This is a genomic window from uncultured Rikenella sp., assembly GCF_947628055.1.
Taxonomy (GTDB): domain Bacteria; phylum Bacteroidota; class Bacteroidia; order Bacteroidales; family Rikenellaceae; genus Rikenella.
Window position 1 is genome coordinate 1 of the sequence record NZ_CANQYJ010000010.1, and the last position, 20,006, is coordinate 20,006.

A 20,006-nucleotide genomic window follows, 5' to 3' on the forward strand; every position below is an offset into this window, starting at 1 on the left:
GCGGACGAGACTCGAACTCGCGACCCCCTGCGTGACAGGCAGGTATTCTAACCAGCTGAACTACCGCACCGGACTGCTCTCAATTGCGTTGCAAAGTTAACCAATTCATCGGTTTCTGCAAACCCGGCTTGTCATTTTACACCTCTTTTTTAAAAAATGAGAACTGTACACTCCCGTAACTTCTTCTCTCATAAAAATTTGGATATTCGGAAAAATCCTTCTCCGCCGAATGTTCCAGTATAAATACTCCTCCGTCCCGCACGAATCCACCGCCGAATACCCATTCCGGCAAGGTCTCCACCCCCTCCATGGCATACGGCGGATCGGCGAAAACAATATCGAAACTCGCTGTTCCCGCCATACTTTTAAGGTACACGAAGGCATTGGTCTTCACACTCTGTATCTGCCCGAATCCCAATTCCTTAGCCGTAGCGGCGATAAACCGCTGATGCAAAGGATTCATCTCCACCGACACCACCCGCCGTGCCCCGCGCGAAGCAAATTCGTAACTGATCGACCCCGTTCCGGAAAACAGATCGAGCACTTCCACCTCCTCCAAATCATACTGGTTCTGCACCACATTGAAAAGATTTTCCTTGGCGAAATCGGTCGTCGGCCGGGCCCTGAAATTACGCGGAGGGATGATCTGCCGACGTTTGCGGACACCTCCTACTATACGCATAGCTCCCTGATTCGTTGATGGTTGTAAAACTTGATTTCGCGGGCCTCCACTTCGTTGAAATAGCGGATAAAAAATCCCCTTAACTGTTCCGCACCTTCACCGGTCAGAATGAGCCGGTAGGAAGTGAACCCGTCATGTTTCACGAGTTTTTGGATATAGTAGAGCAACTCTTCCGGCGTATCGGCCCGCAGCGTTTCGGCCGCATAGAGCCCCGCATGGCAAATCGTCAGGTGCACGAGCTCGCCGTCCAACACGGCGTGGACATGATTTGGCGGCGTAGCATCAATCTCCAGCAGCAAAGGATGATAAAACAGCGCCCCGGGGTACAGCTGCAACAGTCCCGCCACCAGTCCGGCGTCCGCCTGCCACACGGCAGCCGCCTGTCCGGACAACAGGTTGTTCGACAAAGTCGTCCTCCCCGGCACGTACATATTGGCCGCCGTAAGATATTGTTCCGCCCTTTCCGGTTCAAAGAGAGGCTGCGGCACCAACAGCACATGATCCGTCGAGCATCCCACAAACACCCGGCTCAGGGGCGGGTCGGCAGCGGTCAGCATGGGTTCCCTTGCCAGAATGGAAGCCATATCGGCCTCCCGATAAGCCACCGAACGCAGAATCGCCTCTCCGCCCGTCCCCGGCGAGACGTCGAACACGACAAAAGAAAATCCATTCAGGCCGACCTGAATGGATAATTCCCTGTTTCTCAGATAATGCCGGGTGATTTCCTGCATCTTTCTCTATGCTATTCGATTGAGCGAGCACCCATGCACCCGCCTATGGCCATCCCCGAAACTATTCCCAGTTCCCCGCTTCGTTGGTGGTAGCGGTCAGCGAACCCACCTTCAAACCGTCCGCCCGGTTCAAGGTTTTGACCTGGTAGTCGCGGAAGTTGATGAGTTCCTGTTTGTCCAAATCGCCCAAGAAAGTCGGATATTTGGCGAAAGCCTCGAAAACGGGCACCACCACTTTCGATTCGGTCTCGATCGAGGCGGTATCCATAACGAACTGCTGCAAACTCCCCGTAGCTTCCACCGAGCCCGGGATAAAGCGCAGGTTATTGATATCCCCCCCCAAGCTAATGAACTCGACGGTGTCCAACACCGCCACCTGGAATTTTTCACGGTGTACAAGGCCCTGTGCCACCGCCAGCGAGTCGTCTTCCGATCCGATCGCCCGTTCAAAAACCAACGAATCATTCTGAACGAAAGCGATCAGCGAGTCGAAATCCGGGGTGAATTTCATATATTTAGACCGGTAAGCCCGTTGCGCCGTCCGAATATCTTTGAGCCGTTCCACCACTGCCGCTTCGCGTTCTTTGCGGATGCGTTCAAACTCCAGCGGCGTATTGAACATCGAATAGAGCCACCACACCAACACCGCGATCACCGCCAGCAAAATGACTTGGAGAAGAATTTTTTTCATCTTATGGTTTAAGTTTTTTAAGTTTGTTTACGGTTAGCAGCCGACAACCACCGCACGAAACACAAAAAAAGTCATGTCTCTGAGCAGTCATATCGCGATTCAAATATACGGTAATTTTGCATTCGCACCAACTGAGGAACAAAAAAAATTGATCGACGCACTCGGAGAATATCTCGCTTCGGGCGACGAGAGCGCCGTTTTTCTGATCAACGGCTATGCAGGGACGGGGAAGACGACGGTCATCGGGGCGCTGGTGCGGACTTTGCGGCAGATGGAGATTCCGTGCGTGCTGATGGCCCCGACAGGGCGGGCGGCCAAGGTGATGAGCCGCTATGCCGGGGCGGAGGCCTACACGATCCACAAGACGATCTACCGCGAACGGACGGCGGGGGGAGCCGAGGGGGGGCATTTCGATCTGAATTTCAATAAATCGCACGACACCCTTTACATCATCGACGAAGCCTCGATGCTGACGGGGCGGGCTGCATTCGGCGGCGAAGGGGCGGTTTTCGGGACAGGCGACTTGATCGAGGACATGTTCGACTACATCCGCCTGGGACGGAACAACAAGGTGATTTTAGTGGGCGACCAGGCGCAGCTGCCGCCGGTGGGTTACGATCATTCGCCGGCGCTGGATCCGGCGTACATGGGCAAGTATGGTACGGTGTGGAATTTCACTCTTTCGGAGGTGGTGAGGCAGCAGGACGGGTCGGGGATTCTGCACAATGCCACGGAGATCCGGAGCCTGATCGAAGCGGGAGTCGCCGGGATTCCCCGATTCCGCACCGATTTTCCCGATATAAAAAGACTCGAAAGCAGCGAGCTGATCGACGAGATAGACAGCTGCTACGGACGGTACGGGCAGGCCGAAACGGCGATCGTCACGCGGTCGAACAAGCGGGCGAATCACTATAATCAGGGGGTGCGGCGGACGATACTGGACTACGACGAGGAGATCGGGTCGGGCGACATGTTGATGGTGGTCAAGAACAATTACCACTATGTGGAGGGGGATCCGAACGCGCGGATGGATTTTATCGCGAACGGAGATATTGCGCGGGTTCACCGCATATACAAAACGCAGGAGAAGTACGGTTTCCGGTTCGCGTATGCAGAGCTGGAGTTCCCGGACTACGATGACTACCGTCTCGAATGCTGGCTGCTGTTGGACGTGTTGTACAGCGATGCGCCGTCGCTGAGCCGGGAGCAGCAGTCGAGGCTTTTTCTGGCGGTGGAGCAGGATTATGCGGAGATCACGCAGAAGGGAAAACGGTACAAGGCGGTCTTGGGCGACGAGTTTTTCTGTGCCTTGCAGGTGAAGTTCGCCTATGCGATCACGTGCCACAAGGCGCAAGGGGGGCAGTGGTCGGCGATTTTCTTGGATGTGATGCTGTTCGGCGAGGAGCCGATGACGCTCGAGCTGCTGCGGTGGCTCTACACGGCGGTGACGCGGGCTACGGAACGGCTCTACTTGGTCAATTACGACGACCGTTTCTTCGTGGAAAACGAGTAATGCCGGCTTTTATATATTTTTCAGGCTTTGCACTGTTTTCACGACAGCGGCACCGGGGCGTCCTGCCGCCGTCAGGCCGGAGCCAGAGCGAGGACTGAGGTAGAGCGGCCTACAAACGGATTGAGTGCCTATTCGCTCGAAACCAGAAAGCCCCCTCTCCCCAAAAAAAGACGCCGGCTGCATCTTTTACAGTAAGATGCAGCCGACGTCCTCTATGCGATCAGGTATATCGAAACCCTACTTGACCATCTTCTTTTCCTTGATCCGGGCCTTCTTACCCGTCAGATTGCGCAGATAGAAAATACGCGCCCTGCGCACCACCCCGACCTTATTGAGTTCGATCTTGTCGATCGTCGGCGAGTTGACCGGGAAGATACGTTCCACACCGATCCCGTCCGAAATCTTGCGAACGGTGAACGTTTCGGTCGCCCCCGCCCCGCGTCGCTGAAGCACCACGCCGCGGAAATTCTGCAGCCGTTCCTTATTCCCTTCACGGATTTTGATGGTTACGGTGATGGTATCACCCGCCTTGAAATTAGGGACTTCGGCAGTCTCCTGTTTGAAAGCCTCCTGGGCTACTGCAATCAGATTGTTCATTTTGCTGAAACTGAATCTAAAAGGGGTTAACATGCGGAATGTAACGGTTCCGTTCAGGCGCGCATCCTCCCGAAAGAGAAACAAACCGGGCCACTGCCCTGTTATCCCGAAATGCCGCCCGCCGTAAGAGATTCCTGCACAAAAGCAGGTGCAAAAGTAACGATAAAATCACAAGCAGCAAAATATTTTGTGAGTAAATTTGCAGAAACCGAACCGCAACCGGTCATCCCGACCGGTTCGATTTCGTCCGGTTTTTATTATTTTTGCAAATTCAAACGCCAAACGACACGCTCATGACGGCATCCGGAAGACCCCTTATATTCGTGACCAACGACGACGGCGTACAGGCCGCCGGCATCGCAGCACTCATCAGACTGGCAGCCGAATTCGGCGATGTGGCGGCCGTGGCCCCGAACGAGAGCTATTCCGGCATGTCGCACTCCATTACGATGCACCGGCCGCTGTTCGTCAGCGCCGTGAGCCGCAAACCGGGATTAGAAATCTATTCTTGTACGGGGACGCCGGTGGACTGTGTAAAAATCGGGTTCGACGAAATCCTCAAAGAGCGCATTCCCGATCTGGTGCTGTCGGGCATCAACCACGGTTCCAATGCCAATATCAGCGTGATTTATTCCGGCACGATGGGGGCGGCGACCGAGGCGGCGCTGTACGGGATTCCGTCCGTCGGCTTTTCGCTGACCGACCACTCCCCGGCGGCTGATTTCACGGCCTCGGTGCATTATGCGCGGAAGATCATCGCACAAGTGCTGGCCATGCCGGCGGAACGGCGGGCGGGGCTGTGCCTCAACGTCAATATCCCGGACATTCCGCTGGCGGACATAAAAGGGATCCAAGTCTGCCGGCAGACCCGGGGAAACTGGCGCGAGGATTTCGTGCACCGCACCGACCCGCACAACCGCGATTACTACTGGATGTCGGGCCAGTTCTACAATTTCGAGCCCGAAGCCGAAGAGAGCGACGAATGGGCCTTACGACACGGGTACGTAGCCGTAGTGCCGGTACAGATGGACCTGACGGACTACCCGCGGCTGAACTTCTTGCGCGAACAGATCGGCGGCTGATCTCTTACTCTGCCGCGCCGGACAGCGCATCCGGCCTCGTGAAGTCCGGTGCGGGGATACGCCGGTTTTGGCTATCTTTGACCCGTATTGCAAAATGTCGCGAAGATGCAGGATATTATAAACGGGCGCTGCGGCTGGTGCGGAACCGACGAGTTGTATGTGACATACCACGACCGGGAGTGGGGGCGGCTGGCAACCGACGACCGGACCCTGTTCGAGTTTCTCGTGCTGGAGAGCGCGCAAGCCGGACTGAGTTGGCTCACCATCCTCAGAAAGCGCGAAGGATACCGCCAAGCCTTTTGCGATTTCGACCCTCAACGGGTCGCGGAAATGACCGACGACGATGTCGAGCGGTTGATGCAGTTCGACGGCATCGTGAAAAACCGCCTCAAAATCCGATCGGCGATCGCCAATGCCCGGCTGTTCCTCGCCATACAGCAAGAGTTCGGCAGCTTTTACGATTACACCCTGTCGTTTTTTCCCGACCGGAAACCGATCGTCAACACCTTCCGGTCGTTGAGCGAGATTCCGGCCTCCTCGCCCGAATCCGACGCCATGAGCCGGGATATGAAAAAGCGGGGATTCACATTTTTCGGGACGACGATTTGCTATGCCCACCTGCAAGCTACGGGGTTTATCAACGATCACCTGGCGGACTGCAAGTGCCGAAAAGACAAACAACGACAGCCATGATAACACACGACACGCAATTCCGCGTTCCCTACGGCGACGTGGACCGCATGGGTTTCTTCTACCACTCCCATTACGTGGAGCTTTTCGACATGGGGCGCACCGAGCTGATGCGCAGCGTCGGCCTGTCGAACGCCGAGATCGAAGCCGGAGGCGTGATGCTGCCCGTATTGAAAGTCGAAGTGAACTACCGGAACCCCGCCTATTACGACGACCTGCTGACCGTGCGCACGACCTTGCGCGAGATGCCGGGCGTGAAAATCAAATTCGAGTACGAAGTTTTCCGGGAAAACGGCGAACGGATCACCACCGGGGCGGTGACATTAGCTTTTATGCACGCCGATACGAAAACGGCCTGCCGGCCTCCGCGGACGCTGGTCGAAAAACTCGCTCCTTTTTTCAGCTGAACGCACGCCGATTCGAGAAAAAGCATTACCTTTGCTAAAATTTATTAACAGGTAGCCATTATGTCGTTCATAGATGATAAAATCGTAGCCGAGGGCTTGACATTCGATGACGTCCTCCTCGTTCCCGCCTATTCCGAAGTTCTGCCGCGCGAAGTGTCGGTAGCTTCGCGGTTTTCGCGTCACGTGCCGATCAACACGCCGATCGTGTCGGCGGCGATGGACACGGTGACCGAAGCGGAATTAGCGATTGCGATTGCCCGGGAGGGGGGGATCGGCGTGATTCACAAGAACATGTCGATCGAAGCGCAGGCGCACCAGGTGCGGAAGGTAAAGCGGGCGGAGAACGGGATGATCTACGACCCGATCACGATTACGGCACAAGGGACGGTGGGGGATGCCAAAGCCTTGATGCACGAAAACAAAATCGGGGGGATTCCGGTGATCGACGACAATCGCAAACTCATCGGGATTGTGACCAACCGCGACCTGCGGTTCCAAACGGACATTTCAAAACGGATTTCTGAAGTGATGACCAAAGACAACCTGGTCACCACGCATAATCCGGACCTGAACGAAGCGGCCAAAATCCTGCTCAACAACAAGATCGAAAAACTGCCGGTGGTGGATGCCGAGGGGAAGCTCGTGGGGCTCTTGACCTATAAGGACATTACGAAAGTCAAGGACAATCCGAATGCGGCAAAGGATTCCAAAGGACGGCTGCGCGTGGCGGCGGGCGTGGGGGTGACGCATGACACGATGGAACGCGTGGCAGCGCTTTATGATGCGGGGGCGGATGCCATCGTGATCGACACAGCGCACGGACATTCGCGCGGCGTGATCGAAAAACTCAAAGAAGTCAAGGCCAAATATCCGGACTTGGATGTGGTGGTGGGAAATATCGCGACGGCGGCGGCGGCCCGGATGCTGGTCGAAGCGGGGGCGGACGGAATCAAGGTGGGGATCGGGCCGGGGTCGATCTGCACGACGCGGATTATTGCCGGGGTCGGGGTGCCGCAGCTCAATGCGGTGTACGACGTGGCTTCGGCGCTCAAAGGGACGGGGGTGCCGGTGATTGCGGACGGGGGGATCCGCTACACGGGCGATGTGGTCAAGGCGATTGCCGCGGGGGCAGACTGCGTGATGGCCGGCTCGATGTTCGCAGGGGTCGAAGAGTCGCCGGGAGAGACGGTGATTTTCAACGGCCGGAAATTCAAGACTTACCGGGGGATGGGCTCGCTGGAAGCCATGCAGAAAGGGTCGAAAGACCGCTATTTCCAGGATGCGGAGGACGATGTCAAGAAGTTGGTGCCGGAGGGAATTGCGGCGCGGGTGCCGTATAAAGGACAATTAGCGGAGGTGATCTACCAGATCGTGGGTGGGTTGCGCGCGGGGATGGGATATTGCGGGGCGAAGGACATCGAGGCTCTGAAAGGGGCTAAATTTGTGCGCATTACGACCTCGGGAATGCAGGAAAGCCACCCGCACGACGTGACCATCACGCGCGAGGCTCCGAACTACAGCCGCCAAGACTAAACGACGAGAGAGACACACACTGCCCTACTATCCTCTTATTTATTCATATCCTTTTTTTTCAGGCGTTTCCCGCATTCGGGAGACGCCTTTTTTCATACCCTGCGAATCGAATCCGGACATCCGCGAGCAGCATACGCTTTCGCGGCACCGCTACCGAAAGAGCCACACAAAAAAGCTATGGCACAGTATTTGAAACATATCCGGACATCCGCAGGCAGGACTGCAAACCACTTATAGCACAAAAATAAATCCGCAAAACACTAAAATCAAAAGCTATGAAAAAATTCCCTATGCTTAAAAAAGACGTTGTCGATACCCCGATCTTCGGATCGAACGAAGAACTGCGCATCGCTCCCAAGACCGAGCTCACCCGGGAAGGCACCGCCGAAGACATCGCCTACCAGATCGTCCACGACGAAGCCATGCTCGACGGGAACGCCCGCCTGAACCTCGCCACCTTCGTCACCACCTGGATGGACGACAGCGCCCGCCGGATCATGGCCGAGACTATGGACAAAAACATGATCGACAAGACGGAATACCCGCAGACAGCCGAAATCGAACGCCGCTGCGTCAACATCATAGCCAAGCTCTGGAACTCGCCCGAAGCCTCGGGCGGCCGGTATTGCATGGGAACCAGCACCGTAGGCTCTTCCGAGGCCTGCATGCTCGGCGGTATCGCCGCCCTGTTCCGCTGGAAAAAACGCCGCAAGGCAGCAGGCAAACCGACCGACAAGCCCAACTTCATCATCTCGTCCTGCTTCCAGGTCGTATGGGAGAAATTCGCCATCTACTGGGACGTAGAGATGCGCCAGGTACCGGTGGACATAAACCACATCACACTCGATCCGCAGCGGGTAGTCGACCTGTGCGACGAAAACACGATCTGCGTGGTGCCGATCCAGGGCGTGACCATCACCGGACTGAACGACGACGTGAAAGCCATCAACGACGCTCTCGACAAGCTGAATGCCGAAAAGGGCTGGGAAATCTGCATCCATGTAGACGCCGCCACAGGCGGTTTCATCCTGCCGTTCATCTATCCCGAAGTCGAATGGGACTTCCGTCTGAAATGGGTGCTCTCGATCAGCACTTCCGGCCACAAGTTCGGCCTGGTCTACCCCGGCGTGGGCTGGGTCATTTGGAAAGACAAGTCTTATCTGCCCCAGGAAATGAACTTTGCCGTCAATTACCTCGGCGCCGAAGTCCCCAGCATCTCGATCAACTTCTCCCGTCCGGGGAACCAGGTGCTCGCACAATATTACCAACTCATCCGCTTGGGCTGGAACGGTTATCACGACGTGCAGGCCAGCTCGCTCAACGTCTGCCTCTACCTGCGCGAAGAGCTGAAAAAGATGGGTATCTTTGAATTCTTTACCGACGAAATGCCCAACCCGCTCTTCATCTGGAAACTGAAAGACGACCCGAACCGGAAATGGACGCTCTATGACCTTTCGGACCGCCTGCATATCCAGGGCTGGCAGGTTCCGGCCTACACCATGCCGGCCGACATGGAAGATGTAGTCATCATGCGCATCGTCGCCCGTCAAGGCATCGGCATCGACCTGGCCGACCTGCTGATGAAAGACCTCAAAGCCTGCGTGGCGGAACTCGACGAGCTCGACAACCCGACCAACAGCGCCGAAAAGTGGAATATACAGAAGAACAAACGGAAGACTTCTTACTTCAACCACGTCAGATAAACTCCAGAGCAACCACCGCCTCTCGACAGAACCCGCCCCCATTTCCGTTTTCCAGCGGGAATAGGACGGGTTTTTATTAGTTTTGTTCAACACACTTTATCCTTCTACTTCTATGAAAAAGCTTATCCCCCACTGTTTGCTGCTTTTCCTGACGGCCTGCGGCGGCACCCCGACCACCGACAGCACCAGCAACCGGATCACCGATCCGATGTTAGCTTCCAAAGACTTCTTTTTCAGCGGCGACTACGTTTATTATGCCGACGCGGCGGTACTGACCGACTGCGCCACCGGGATCACCCTGCCCATCGCCCAAACCGGCGACAACCTGAATGTCGAGAGGCGCTACACTGCCCTTCCCGGGCCTGAGATGCTGCCCTGCTACGCGACACTGGAAGGATACCTCCGACCCGGGACGAAAGACAACGCAGGAGAGCGCCCGGAGTTGGTCATCACCCGCTTCAAAGAGTTCGACACCACCCGCCACTGCACGCCGAAACAACGGCTGACCGGACGTTATATCGACAAGACGGCGGACACCACCTCCCGACAGGTCACCTTAGAGCTCCATAGCGATTATACCTACAAACTGACCACCCATAACATTCCGGCCAACTCTTACGGCATAAGCGAAGGCCACTGGGGACGCCTGAGCGAGTCGGTGGTGGTTTTCATGGTGCCCAACAGCGCGAACATGCTGGCCACGATCAACTGGGAGGGCCCGGAACTGGTCTTGTCCGAAAACTCCGCATTCGTCAAGGTAAACTGATACGGAGCCGGATTCCCCGGGGGGGGCGGCGTGAGAGGATGGCTGCGTTTGGTTCCGAAACCGGCCGAAAGAATTACCGGTCTATCCGCACACCGTTCAGGTATACCTCGAAAGCGACCGGAGCCGGATTCCCGGAGGGGCGGAGGGGCGGCGTGAGAGGATGGCTGCGTTTGGTTCCGAAACCGGCCGAAAGAATTACCTGTCTATCCGCACACCGTTCAGATATACCTCGAAAGCGACCGGAGCCGCCTGCCGCAGCATATTCGCCACGCCGCAATATCTTTCCTGAGAAAGACCGACTATTTTCAACGGCTTGGACGGATCGATGTCTTTGCCTTCAAACCGGTATTTAAGCGTCATGGAGGTGTAAACCGACGGCACTTCATCGCTTTGCTCCGCATCCGCTTCGATTTCGATTTTGTCGAATTCCACGCGCATTTTCCGGGCCAGGGAGGCGACATCCATTCCGGTGCACCCGGCCAATGCAACCAGCAGCAGCGGTTTCGGTCTGACGCCGAGATTCATTCCTCCGAGTTCCTCGGGTGCGTCCAATACAATCGTGTGCTCTCCGACCTGCGCATCGAATTGCATTCCGCCTTTCCAGTTCAGTGTCACGTGTTCCATAGCGATCGTTTTGGATAATGAGTATAACAAAAATACGGCCACATTACACGATTCATCTTTAATCTTTTAACCGAAAAAGCCAGGGGAGGGCTGTAAAGACATTTGGTATTTCCGGATTTTCGTTCTATTTTTGCATTCGGAACCTGCGGGGTGTCAGGGGTGGGGAGGTAGAGCACAACCTTTGCCCGAAACGATGGGATCATCGTTTCCGAAAAACGCTGCCAACCTTGGCAAGGTTACCGCAAGACACACACGACGTACATACATTTGCGGAAATAGCTCAGTTGGTAGGGCACAACCTTTGCCCGAAACGATGGGATCATCGTTTCCGAGAAACGCTGCCAACCTTGGCAAGGTTACCGCAAGACACACACGACGTACATACATTTACTGCGGAAATAGCTCAGTTGGTAGAGCACAACCTTGCCAAGGTTGGGGTCGCGAGTTCGAGTCTCGTTTTCCGCTCAGAGAACCAGTAACTTACAGAAAAAGTTGCTGGTTTTTTTGTTTGTACAAGGCAGAAAAATAAGACCAAAACAGGCCTTTTCAGGGCTATGCCTCCCCATTGCCTCTCCATAAAACTCCCCATTGGGAACCTGTTTTTCTCCTGCATCCAACGATGCAAAACAATGACTTTCAAGGTAATACTCCGCAAGGATGTAATCTATAAAAACAATACCAGCCCCTTGTGCCTGCTTTTCTTTCATGATAACCGCAAAAAATCGGTTGGTTTAGGCGTTTCTGTAGCCCGTGAATATTGGAATGCAGCAGAGCAAAAAGTAACGGAAGATTGTCCGGACAGGGATAATATTCAATTTCAGATAACTGCCACAGTCAAAGAGTACGAGAAGAAAATCAAAAAGCTGGAAGCTCTTGAAATTCCAGTAACCTTTGAAACACTGTTTGAGACCATTGGCAAACGTATGGATTGTACGGTAGGCGATTATTTCAAACAGATAATCGACAGTCTGGAAAAGGCCGAGAAATACGGTTCTGCCAGCAAACACAAGGTAACGCTTGCCTTGATGCAACGCTTCAAGAGTACGAACATCCGTTTTGAAAAGTTGGATTCGACCTACCTGCGTGAATTTGAACTCTTCCTGCGCCAGCGCGGCAACGTGAGCAACAGCATCGCCACCAAGTTCAGCGTGCTGAAATCCGTGTATAACAAAGCTGTTTCCGAGGGAGTGTTTGTCTCTAAATCGGATCCCTTTCAGCCAATCAAGGTTGGAAGCCTATGGACGAAAACCCATAAGCGAGCTATCGCAAAAGAGGACATTCACAGATTGATCGAACTTGATTTATCGGACAGGGACTTTTATACCCAACTTGCCAAAGATATTTTCCTGTTCTCCTATTTCATGGCAGGTATCAACTTCAAGGATATTGCCTTGTTAACCTATGAGAATATCGACCACGGCAGAATCTACTATTCGAGGCGCAAGACCGGTAAGATGATAAACTGCTGTCTGACCGAGCCGGCCCAGAAGATCATCGACAAGTACCGCACCGACCAAGTGAAAGAGGATTATATCTTTCCTATCCTTAACCGTCACATCCATAAGACAGAAAAGCAGATATTGGAACGAGTTAAAAAGACGCTGAAACAGGTCAACAAGCGCCTGCATGAATTGAGTATAGCTATCGGTTTGCATACGCCGCTAACTACATATGCCGCTCGGCATACGTTTGCCACCGTACTCAAGCGGTCAGGCGTGAACATTGCGCTCATCTCCGAATTTCTGGGACATTCCGACCTGTCCTCTGATCTTCGAGACCTTAAAACAGTCAAGAAGACTGCGACGGCCTATGCAAAGTTGTTGTTTCCTCATGTGCTGAATGTGGACCAACTGGATGATGAAACGCTCACAAAATTTAAGGAAGAGGATACAAAATATTGTTTGATTCCAGCCATTGAGAAGCGACAGATTATAAGAGAACAGTGCCATCATTTGGACAAAGAGTATAAACGAGAAATGCCGACCTTCTCAATATAAGGAGGAAGATATATAACATTTTTGTACCTATTTGGTCAAAAAATGATGTAACAATTTATATTTTAGCGTCAAAAAGACCTTATATTAAGAGATAATAATTAACTTCGTAAGTTAAACTAGTAAAAATGGTATGTCAGTCATTTGCTGCCACTGTGGAAGAGCGGGATTTCCGCCGAGTTTTAGATCATGTCCATATTGTGGATTCCCTTTAACAGTCTCCTCTAGCAGTCCAGTAGAAGGACGGACGACAAAAGCCGCCAATTATAAAAAAAACAATACCACTATGCCTATTTCTGAAAAAAAACGGAGTTCCAATCAAGGTTTGGAAATTGTTAAAGGAACTGTTATGTGGAGCTTGAATCCTGGTGAGATTGCTCAACGAATCAATGTTAATGAATTTGATAGCCTTTCAGAAGCAAAAGGGGTATATGTCCAGGAAGGTATAGTCGCTGTATTAATGATTGACGGGCAGATTGCCGCTCAGCTATCTAGCGGAGTATATTATTTCCAGACTGGATTTGAACGGTTTGGAGAAGCTCTCCGCAACATTTGGAGATTCTTTACCGGAAAGAAGCAGAACGGTTCGGCAAATGATGATGAACTTCGTAGAGGTCGCCTTGGTTCATATCTCCAGAATCTCGGTAAGAGTTCTCTTGTAGATGTTATACTGGTAACCGAAGGTGTAATACCCATCGTGTTTGGAATAGAGGCCAATGAAAGTGGTTTTATTTTCCAGCCTTTCACGATAAAGACAAAACTGGAGAATGTGGATGTCGCGCTCTCTATGCATATGGAGATATCTGAATTTTCAGCGTTCAGGAAGAATTATCTTACCCCAAAGCCCTTCCTTAGAATTGCTGATTTGCAGATGTTGCTGGTAGAACCTATTCGCAACTATCTCCAGGAAGTCTTGGCGTATGAAACTGTCGAGAGTTCGGTGTTATCACCTGCTCTCAAAGAGCGTATTCGCAGAAGGCTTTCTGACAAGCTCAATACTATCTTGTATGGTATATCAGTTCGTCAGATAATTGATATTTCCATTGATAGTAATGACTTTGAACGATTCCGCGAACTTGAGCATAAACTGTATTGCTCCAATAAGGAGCTAGAGTACCTTATAAGAACCAATGATTTCAAGAATCGTTTAGCATCTGAAGAGAACTGCCAAAAGATTAGAGAGGCGCGTTCCGAAGAAGACTTGCGTTACGCCTTGCAACAGTTAAATAAAGATGCTCTTCTCCATGATGATGAAATGGAGGCGTTCTGCCAGCTACTCGCAAATCAAAAGGCTATTCGAGAGGCACAAACAGACGAGGACCGAGAAAAAGCATTGCAGGAGATAAAGAAAAGCACTCTCATCCGTGAAGATGAGTTTGAAGATCTCCAGTATGAATTAAAGAAACACCACGACGACCGTACTGAGGTTGATTTGATTCTACATTGGCAAAGATTCAGAAGGACTGAGAAGGAACGCATTTCTGCAAAAAAAGATATTGCGCTTTTAACTGCTGATTCGCAGAAAGCAATAGAGCAAGCCGAGTTTGAAATTGCAAAACAACAACAAGTACATAAGCATGAGCTTGGCAGAGAGGAGATTGCCTTTGAGGTGGAAAGGAATGACGCTGTCAGAGGCGAGCGGAAGAAAGATGACGATTATGGAGATCATCGTCGAGATGAGGACCATCGTCGAGATATTTCCGAAGATCGGGACTGGACAGATAATGTAGATTATGAGGAAAATTTAGAAATAGAACGGTTACGCAAAGAACAAGGAATAGCCCTTGATGCAATGGCTCGAATGAGAGCAGAGGATCGTGCTGATAAGGCTCAGACCATTGCTCACAGCAAAAAAATGGCTCAAATGGAACATGAGACGCAGCGCATTCTTATTGATGCCCAAAAAGGGATGAGTGCGGAGCAGATAGCGGTCATGAATATAGATGGTTTATCTGAAGCCGCTCAGATAGCTCTCGCGACAACACTTTCTTCTTCAAAAGAGGGTGAATATCTCAAAATGGTTACAGAAGAGAAAGTCGCTATGATGAAAGAATTGGTTGAGCAGTCAAGAGGTATTGAAAAAGAGAGTCGTGAGCAGCAAGAAAGGACATTGAATAAGATGATGGCATTTATGACAGAAGCAATGAAAACAAATGCCAGTGTAGTTACCAGAGCTGTTGCAGGACAGAGAGAATCTGTAGAGAATACACTTAATACAGTGAAAGACATTGCCACACACCGTCAGGACGAAGTTGATAGCGATCGTCGTGAGGCAAGAAATGATGCAAGACATGCGCAGTCTCGGCTTGATCACCCCCAGGACACAGCTTTGCATTATACTACAAAATTTGCCTCTACTGAATCGGTCGCTGACGCCTTGAAAGGAAAAGAGGAAATTGGTAGCATCATTCTCACATATAAAATTATGTCAATGGGCGACATGTGTTTTGGACTGAGTGACATATATACAATGATGCAACATGGTCAGGTTGGACCGGATACCGAGCTAATGATTAATGGGCAAATATTTAAAGCATATGACCGTCCGGAATTGAAGGGGCGACTTGATGAGATATTTTCTGTTGTGTGTCCTAATTGCGGTGCTACAGGTCTTAAAGGTCACTTATGTCCAGAATGTAAAAAACAGTTATAGAAATGGCGACCTCTTGGAAAGATCTGCTGTCTTCATTTGACACAAAAAGGTCTCCGTTGCGTCAAGGTAATCCCAATGTAAATAAGCAGAGGGAATTGGAGAATGTGTACAATTATAACATCATATACACTGATACCAGTATTCTTGCGAAAAAATTTATGGTCAGCATGGACACGGTTATCGGAGCGTTCAATACATATATAACAGCAGAAAGAGCGAGAGGGTATCAATGGATACTTTTAGATGCATTTTCCGACCTTTATGGGAACGGAGTTTTCAGACACAATGGCTGGGAGTCTTATGCGAACTATTTGAGTGATTTTTTTCATAAAAACGGTATAGTCTCGAATATACATACTTCGGTATTTATCGTTGGAGGTGATGATGTTATACCTATACCGAGACATAGAATACAAGTAGATGATGCTCCGATAGGATTTGAAGTTGAGATGGATATGTTTTATTGCTTCAAACCAGGAGTTAAAGTTACTTCGTTTTTAAACTCGGTAAAAATAGCGGGACCTAATGGTGTAAACCAGGTCCTTGATAATATCCAATGTAATATAGGGCGACTCCCTATCGAAACAGGAAACTTATCTCTTTCTTTTCAAGAATCAGTTATTTCATATCTGAAAAGATGCTCTGATACAAATATGTGTATTAGAGTTAACAACTCCATCAATGTGTCTGTTGATGACTGGGCTGACGCAACTGATTTTATTGTCAATGGAATTCCCTCTGCTGTACAAGGATTCGAGACATCCTTTGTTAATAATAAGATGTTTATTGTTCCATCATACAGTATTAATGAGCAAGCTATGAGGTCGGTTTTTGAACTTGCCTCCCAAAAGTGTGATATGGCTCTTTTTAATCTGCACGGAGCAGTTCAATCCCAACAAAGCCAATATTATGGAGATAATGGAGCCGAAGCATTCTCTCCTGATTTAGCAGAAAAATGTAATGCAAAACTTATTTGTTCATTAGCATGTTATGGAGCAAGATATACGGGATATGCTATGAGTCGTTCTATTCTGCTCTCTTCGCTATGGCGTAATTGTTTTTTATTTATCGGCTCTTGCCAACCTTCATTTTTTAGTAATTGGAGACGTGGATATTGCGAGATTCTTATAAAAGAGTTTTTACTGAATCTATTCAAAGGCATACCGGCAGGAGAAGCTCTTTTGATGGCAAAAATATCATACCTGTTAAAGTATTGGCCAATGGACAATTTTAGCAGCGCATATTTGACCGTTGGAGAGTTTAATGTATTTGGCAACCCCGGACTCGTAATAAAGACAGAGGCTGTTAATGTAATGAGGTTTGATTATGAAACAAATAATGTAGACCTATATAGTTCAGATAAGCATGAACTATTAGGATTTTCAAACTCATCCATAGCAGAACTTGATGAAGCATACATTGAAGTTCAAGAAAACGTAAATAATTCGATTATAGATATCGAGCATCAATTATCGAATAAGTTATGCTCAGAGTTTTCTATGGAGAATGTAAGATTATGTAGCTCATTACGACGTAAAAATATTCAGGGTTTATCAGGATACAAGTTCATATACACTTTCGGTTTAAATGACGAAGGTGTAGCCATCTTAAAAACTGACGATAGTGGTAAAATTATAGACTTAGTTAGAACAAGATAAATATGAGCAATGCTACAAAATATTGTCCATCATGTGGATTTGAAACGACAAATAATGAGATGAATTTCTGCCCGAACTGTAGCCATCAAAATGGGAATGGCGCGGTGCGACTCGAATTCGCCAAGTCTTCATCATTGGGTCAAACAAGAAACGCTAAAAATTCGGTCAAGTCGAAGGAAAGCGATGCTTTTGTGGCTGCTGAGCATATAGCAAAGGTTGTAACAAGGGCAGATGATGTTAATTTGGGTACTGCCAATGCAATCGATGGAAATGTTACGACTACAGTAACAAAGGGAGACACTAACATTACTGTCGAGACAAAGGAACTTTCCGATGCAGAAAGACTGCGTCGAAACAGAGCCGCATATCATAGTCGTTGTTCGGAACTTGTAAAAGACGGTTTTGTTAGCTCGGAAGCCATAAAGGAATTAAATGCATTCCGGGAAGAACTAGGCCTGCACAAAGATATAGCTGATTATATCTTGAAAGAGGTGAAAGAACAGACTGTTCAAAAACATATAGTTTTATCTAATGCCGAAAGAATTAGCCTTGAATCGATTCGGTCAGCCATCGAGAGAAATAATTCTATTGAAATACAAGAGTCTCTGCGAAAGCTTCATGCATTGAAAAGGTCAAGCAAGATTGATGAGATAGCGCAGCTGTATTATCAATTAAAGGCTATATTAGAACCGCAACAGTTTGTGACTGATTTCTATTCCGTTCACGAAGAATCATATTGGGAACTGTTTTGGTCTTATATTGCATTAACTGGTCTTAAATCCGATAAGGCAGAAGAGTCTTTGGCAGCATTAACAAAGTGGGAAACTCATTATCCTGCAAATAATCACGCACTTATTCAAGCCGTAGCTTTCTTGATGGATGATAAGGAACAGGAGGCCAGAAATGCGTTTAGATATATTGGACATGGCTATTCTGTGGATTTGGAACCTCTACACTTCTCCTTATGTGAACTATTAGATAAAGATTGGAATGAGGTAGATGATGTATCTCCACGTGCAAAATTCTATATCGATGCACTATTCAAGAAAACATATGATAGATTCCGTGAGACTGCAAGGAAATCGAAAACAGACAAAATACGAGAAGATGAAGAAAAACGCCGTAGAGAGCAAGAAATCAAAGATAAGAAAGAGTCTTTTCTACTTCAGTATGAGTCGAAAACTGGCGATTTAGGAGAAGTTCTTTTTCTGTCCGGTGTATCTCAATCTCAATACAATGATTGGAGACGAACGGATGCGGGCTTTAGAATGGCACTTGATGCTATAGACAAACGCATCGATGATAAAAAGAAAGAAGCGGAGCGGATTGCTCGCAAGAAAGAAATTGAAGCGCAAGCAGCGGCAGCCCGCAAAGCAGAGGAAGATAGAAATATTGCAATTAAGAAGATGGAGTTCGAGACGCGCTATAGGCTCAACAAAGCAGATCTACTGAAGACCTGTACCGAGCTTAACATAAGTCGTGAAGATGTCAAAAGGTGGCGTAATTTTGATGGAGCATTTAATGATGCTTTAATTCATATCGAGGAAGTGGTGGTCAACGAAGAAAGAGGTGCAAGAATTTCGAAGATAAAAAAGGCATTACCTTATGTTCTTATTGTCTGTCTCCTCTTTGCATGTGGATACGGTTACCATTTAAGCAAAGAAAACAAACAAGAGGAATTTAACCGCGCTATTGCAACATACGATACAGAATTTAATGAGTGCATATCACTTGTTAGTTATGATGCAACTGATGATGATGTGAAAAATCTGCGTGAAGCCGCAGATATCGTAAAGAAGATGCAATCAGAAGGGCTTGATGACTACATTGGAGATAAGATTACACGCCTTGATGATAAAATAGACCACATACTTCTCAAATTGGATGAGGCGGAGGATTATGCTAAAGGAATTGATGATGAACGAGAAAAAAAACAGATTGAGAGGCAAAAGAGAAAAATAAATAACATTAAAAACGGGTTAAGTATATGACACGGTTTATATTATTGTTAATCACCATGTTATCTACAATAAATGTATTTGCAGGTAATCCCAAGATCTATGAGGATGCCAAAACGTGGTATGCTCAGGAACAATACGAAAAAGCAATTCAAGGATTCGAATTATGTAAAATCCGATATAGTAATGTGTTGGATGAGGAAGATTTAAATAGCTGGATATCAAAGTGTAACAATGGTATTCGTCTTCGAAAGGCGAAACTGACCAAGGAGCGTAAGGCAGCCGCACGTTCTGCTGTAGAAGCAGCAGCCTCAGCTGCAAAAAAGCAAAAGCGCATTGAAGACGAACTTGTTTATGTTTCGTCAGATGCTTATATCTTTGACACACAATATGCAGATATGCATCGTGCAATTAAAGGATATTTATCTGACACAGGTTTTGAATTCACAGATAATCCTGAATTAGCATACTGGTCTGTTTATGTTACGGCTCTGGCGTATGAACTTAACTATGTAGAGGATGAAGGTTTCTATCGTTCAGCAGTAGATGTCTGCGTCAAGATTGTAAATGAAATAGACAATGGCAAAATAGTCTATGAAAATGAAATTCCCGAAAATATAGGGATTGATATTTTCAGTTATGCCCAAGCTGCAAGAAAAGCATATCAAAAAAAAATAAATAAAAAGATTGGAGAGTTAATAGTAAGCAAAATAAAAAAATAAAA

General features: G+C 49.0%; 17 protein-coding genes and 1 tRNA gene. 13 read left to right on the top strand and 5 right to left on the bottom strand.

All coding sequences use genetic code 11. From position 1 onward, the window contains the following. Nucleotides 1-136 precede the first annotated feature (136 nt). The 3 genes from Q0Z93_RS01795 to Q0Z93_RS01805 all read right to left on the bottom strand — a co-directional run bounded on the left by Q0Z93_RS01795 (nt 137) and on the right by Q0Z93_RS01805 (nt 2,104). Nucleotides 137-682 carry an RsmD family RNA methyltransferase gene (locus Q0Z93_RS01795; RefSeq protein WP_298061986.1) on the bottom strand — a complete coding sequence of 182 codons (546 nt, stop codon included), beginning with the start codon at nt 680-682 and terminating at the stop codon, nt 137-139. Further along, nucleotides 673-1,413, bottom strand: coding sequence for a DUF3822 family protein (locus tag Q0Z93_RS01800; protein WP_298061988.1), 741 nt, complete (start codon nt 1,411-1,413; stop codon nt 673-675). Before Q0Z93_RS01800 ends, Q0Z93_RS01795 begins: the two co-directional genes overlap by 10 nt. Before the next feature lie 61 nt (nt 1,414-1,474). Beyond that, nucleotides 1,475-2,104 (bottom strand): hypothetical protein, encoded by a 630-nt coding sequence (locus tag Q0Z93_RS01805; RefSeq protein ID WP_298061990.1) that lies wholly within the window; start codon nt 2,102-2,104, stop codon nt 1,475-1,477. A 73-nt stretch (nt 2,105-2,177) separates the two neighbouring features. On the opposite strand from Q0Z93_RS01805, the gene Q0Z93_RS01810 reads away from it, so the two are divergent. Beyond that, on the top strand, nt 2,178-3,617 hold the full coding sequence (locus Q0Z93_RS01810) for an AAA family ATPase (protein ID WP_298061992.1): 1,440 nt from the start codon (nt 2,178-2,180) through the stop codon (nt 3,615-3,617). A gap of 237 nt (nt 3,618-3,854) precedes the next feature. Here Q0Z93_RS01810 and rplS read toward each other — a convergent pair whose 3' ends face one another. Next, nucleotides 3,855-4,214 carry a 50S ribosomal protein L19 gene (gene rplS / locus Q0Z93_RS01815; RefSeq protein ID WP_298061994.1) on the bottom strand — a complete coding sequence of 120 codons (360 nt, stop codon included), beginning with the start codon at nt 4,212-4,214 and terminating at the stop codon, nt 3,855-3,857. Between the two features lie 293 nt (nt 4,215-4,507). Between rplS and surE the strand changes: the two genes are divergently transcribed. The 6 genes from surE (at nt 4,508) to Q0Z93_RS01845 (ending at nt 10,395) form a co-directional block, all read left to right on the top strand. Next, a complete protein-coding gene (surE, locus tag Q0Z93_RS01820) occupies nt 4,508-5,296 on the top strand; it encodes a 5'/3'-nucleotidase SurE (RefSeq protein ID WP_298061996.1) in 789 nt (262 codons plus the stop codon). A gap of 105 nt (nt 5,297-5,401) precedes the next feature. Then, complete coding sequence (locus tag Q0Z93_RS01825) at nt 5,402-5,989, top strand: DNA-3-methyladenine glycosylase I (protein ID WP_298061998.1); 588 nt, start codon at nt 5,402-5,404, stop codon at nt 5,987-5,989. Then, entirely contained in the window at nt 5,986-6,393 is a 408-nt protein-coding gene (locus Q0Z93_RS01830; RefSeq protein ID WP_298062001.1) for a thioesterase family protein, read from the top strand. Before Q0Z93_RS01825 ends, Q0Z93_RS01830 begins: the two co-directional genes overlap by 4 nt. A gap of 60 nt (nt 6,394-6,453) precedes the next feature. After that, the gene (guaB, locus tag Q0Z93_RS01835) at nt 6,454-7,926 is read left to right on the top strand and encodes an IMP dehydrogenase (RefSeq protein WP_298062003.1); all 1,473 of its coding nucleotides are present in this window, start codon (nt 6,454-6,456) and stop codon (nt 7,924-7,926) included. 275 nt (nt 7,927-8,201) lie between these two features. Continuing rightward, nucleotides 8,202-9,629, top strand: a complete 1,428-nt coding sequence (locus Q0Z93_RS01840; protein WP_298062005.1) for a glutamate decarboxylase — start codon at nt 8,202-8,204, stop codon at nt 9,627-9,629. A 112-nt stretch (nt 9,630-9,741) separates the two neighbouring features. Further along, nucleotides 9,742-10,395: a hypothetical protein gene (locus Q0Z93_RS01845; protein WP_298062007.1), complete on the top strand. Its 654-nt coding sequence runs from the start codon at nt 9,742-9,744 to the stop codon at nt 10,393-10,395. A 195-nt stretch (nt 10,396-10,590) separates the two neighbouring features. Here Q0Z93_RS01845 and Q0Z93_RS01850 read toward each other — a convergent pair whose 3' ends face one another. Next, on the bottom strand, nt 10,591-11,019 hold the full coding sequence (locus Q0Z93_RS01850) for an OsmC family protein (protein ID WP_298062010.1): 429 nt from the start codon (nt 11,017-11,019) through the stop codon (nt 10,591-10,593). A gap of 392 nt (nt 11,020-11,411) precedes the next feature. Between Q0Z93_RS01850 and Q0Z93_RS01855 the strand changes: the two genes are divergently transcribed. From Q0Z93_RS01855 to Q0Z93_RS01880, 6 genes are all read left to right on the top strand, one after another. Continuing rightward, nucleotides 11,412-11,484 (top strand) — tRNA-Gly (locus Q0Z93_RS01855). A gap of 164 nt (nt 11,485-11,648) precedes the next feature. Then, nucleotides 11,649-13,016 carry a phage integrase SAM-like domain-containing protein gene (locus Q0Z93_RS01860; protein WP_298062012.1) on the top strand — a complete coding sequence of 456 codons (1,368 nt, stop codon included), beginning with the start codon at nt 11,649-11,651 and terminating at the stop codon, nt 13,014-13,016. A 283-nt stretch (nt 13,017-13,299) separates the two neighbouring features. Beyond that, on the top strand, nt 13,300-15,666 hold the full coding sequence (locus Q0Z93_RS01865; RefSeq protein ID WP_298062014.1) for a hypothetical protein: 2,367 nt from the start codon (nt 13,300-13,302) through the stop codon (nt 15,664-15,666). Between the two features lie 2 nt (nt 15,667-15,668). Next, nucleotides 15,669-17,324 (top strand): hypothetical protein, encoded by a 1,656-nt coding sequence (locus Q0Z93_RS01870; protein ID WP_298062016.1) that lies wholly within the window; start codon nt 15,669-15,671, stop codon nt 17,322-17,324. A gap of 2 nt (nt 17,325-17,326) precedes the next feature. Further along, nucleotides 17,327-19,315 (top strand): hypothetical protein, encoded by a 1,989-nt coding sequence (locus Q0Z93_RS01875; RefSeq protein WP_298062019.1) that lies wholly within the window; start codon nt 17,327-17,329, stop codon nt 19,313-19,315. Then, nucleotides 19,312-20,004, top strand: a complete 693-nt coding sequence (locus tag Q0Z93_RS01880; RefSeq protein ID WP_298062021.1) for a hypothetical protein — start codon at nt 19,312-19,314, stop codon at nt 20,002-20,004. Before Q0Z93_RS01875 ends, Q0Z93_RS01880 begins: the two co-directional genes overlap by 4 nt. Nucleotides 20,005-20,006 lie beyond the last annotated feature (2 nt).

What these genes read in the sequence shown, in the direction of transcription:
- rplS (WP_298061994.1), bottom strand. Translation starts at nt 4,214, where the DNA reads ATGAACAATCTGATTGCAGTAGCCCAGGAGGCTTTCAAACAGGAGACT.
- Q0Z93_RS01795 (WP_298061986.1), bottom strand. Translation starts at nt 682, where the DNA reads ATGCGTATAGTAGGAGGTGTCCGCAAACGTCGGCAGATCATCCCTCCG.
- Q0Z93_RS01830 (WP_298062001.1), top strand. Translation starts at nt 5,986, where the DNA reads ATGATAACACACGACACGCAATTCCGCGTTCCCTACGGCGACGTGGAC.
- Q0Z93_RS01805 (WP_298061990.1), bottom strand. Translation starts at nt 2,104, where the DNA reads ATGAAAAAAATTCTTCTCCAAGTCATTTTGCTGGCGGTGATCGCGGTG.
- Q0Z93_RS01840 (WP_298062005.1), top strand. Translation starts at nt 8,202, where the DNA reads ATGAAAAAATTCCCTATGCTTAAAAAAGACGTTGTCGATACCCCGATC.
- Q0Z93_RS01800 (WP_298061988.1), bottom strand. Translation starts at nt 1,413, where the DNA reads ATGCAGGAAATCACCCGGCATTATCTGAGAAACAGGGAATTATCCATT.
- Q0Z93_RS01880 (WP_298062021.1), top strand. Translation starts at nt 19,312, where the DNA reads ATGACACGGTTTATATTATTGTTAATCACCATGTTATCTACAATAAAT.
- Q0Z93_RS01865 (WP_298062014.1), top strand. Translation starts at nt 13,300, where the DNA reads ATGCCTATTTCTGAAAAAAAACGGAGTTCCAATCAAGGTTTGGAAATT.
- Q0Z93_RS01860 (WP_298062012.1), top strand. Translation starts at nt 11,649, where the DNA reads ATGACTTTCAAGGTAATACTCCGCAAGGATGTAATCTATAAAAACAAT.
- Q0Z93_RS01850 (WP_298062010.1), bottom strand. Translation starts at nt 11,019, where the DNA reads ATGGAACACGTGACACTGAACTGGAAAGGCGGAATGCAATTCGATGCG.
- guaB (WP_298062003.1), top strand. Translation starts at nt 6,454, where the DNA reads ATGTCGTTCATAGATGATAAAATCGTAGCCGAGGGCTTGACATTCGAT.
- Q0Z93_RS01870 (WP_298062016.1), top strand. Translation starts at nt 15,669, where the DNA reads ATGGCGACCTCTTGGAAAGATCTGCTGTCTTCATTTGACACAAAAAGG.
- Q0Z93_RS01825 (WP_298061998.1), top strand. Translation starts at nt 5,402, where the DNA reads ATGCAGGATATTATAAACGGGCGCTGCGGCTGGTGCGGAACCGACGAG.
- Q0Z93_RS01845 (WP_298062007.1), top strand. Translation starts at nt 9,742, where the DNA reads ATGAAAAAGCTTATCCCCCACTGTTTGCTGCTTTTCCTGACGGCCTGC.
- Q0Z93_RS01810 (WP_298061992.1), top strand. Translation starts at nt 2,178, where the DNA reads ATGTCTCTGAGCAGTCATATCGCGATTCAAATATACGGTAATTTTGCA.
- Q0Z93_RS01875 (WP_298062019.1), top strand. Translation starts at nt 17,327, where the DNA reads ATGAGCAATGCTACAAAATATTGTCCATCATGTGGATTTGAAACGACA.
- surE (WP_298061996.1), top strand. Translation starts at nt 4,508, where the DNA reads ATGACGGCATCCGGAAGACCCCTTATATTCGTGACCAACGACGACGGC.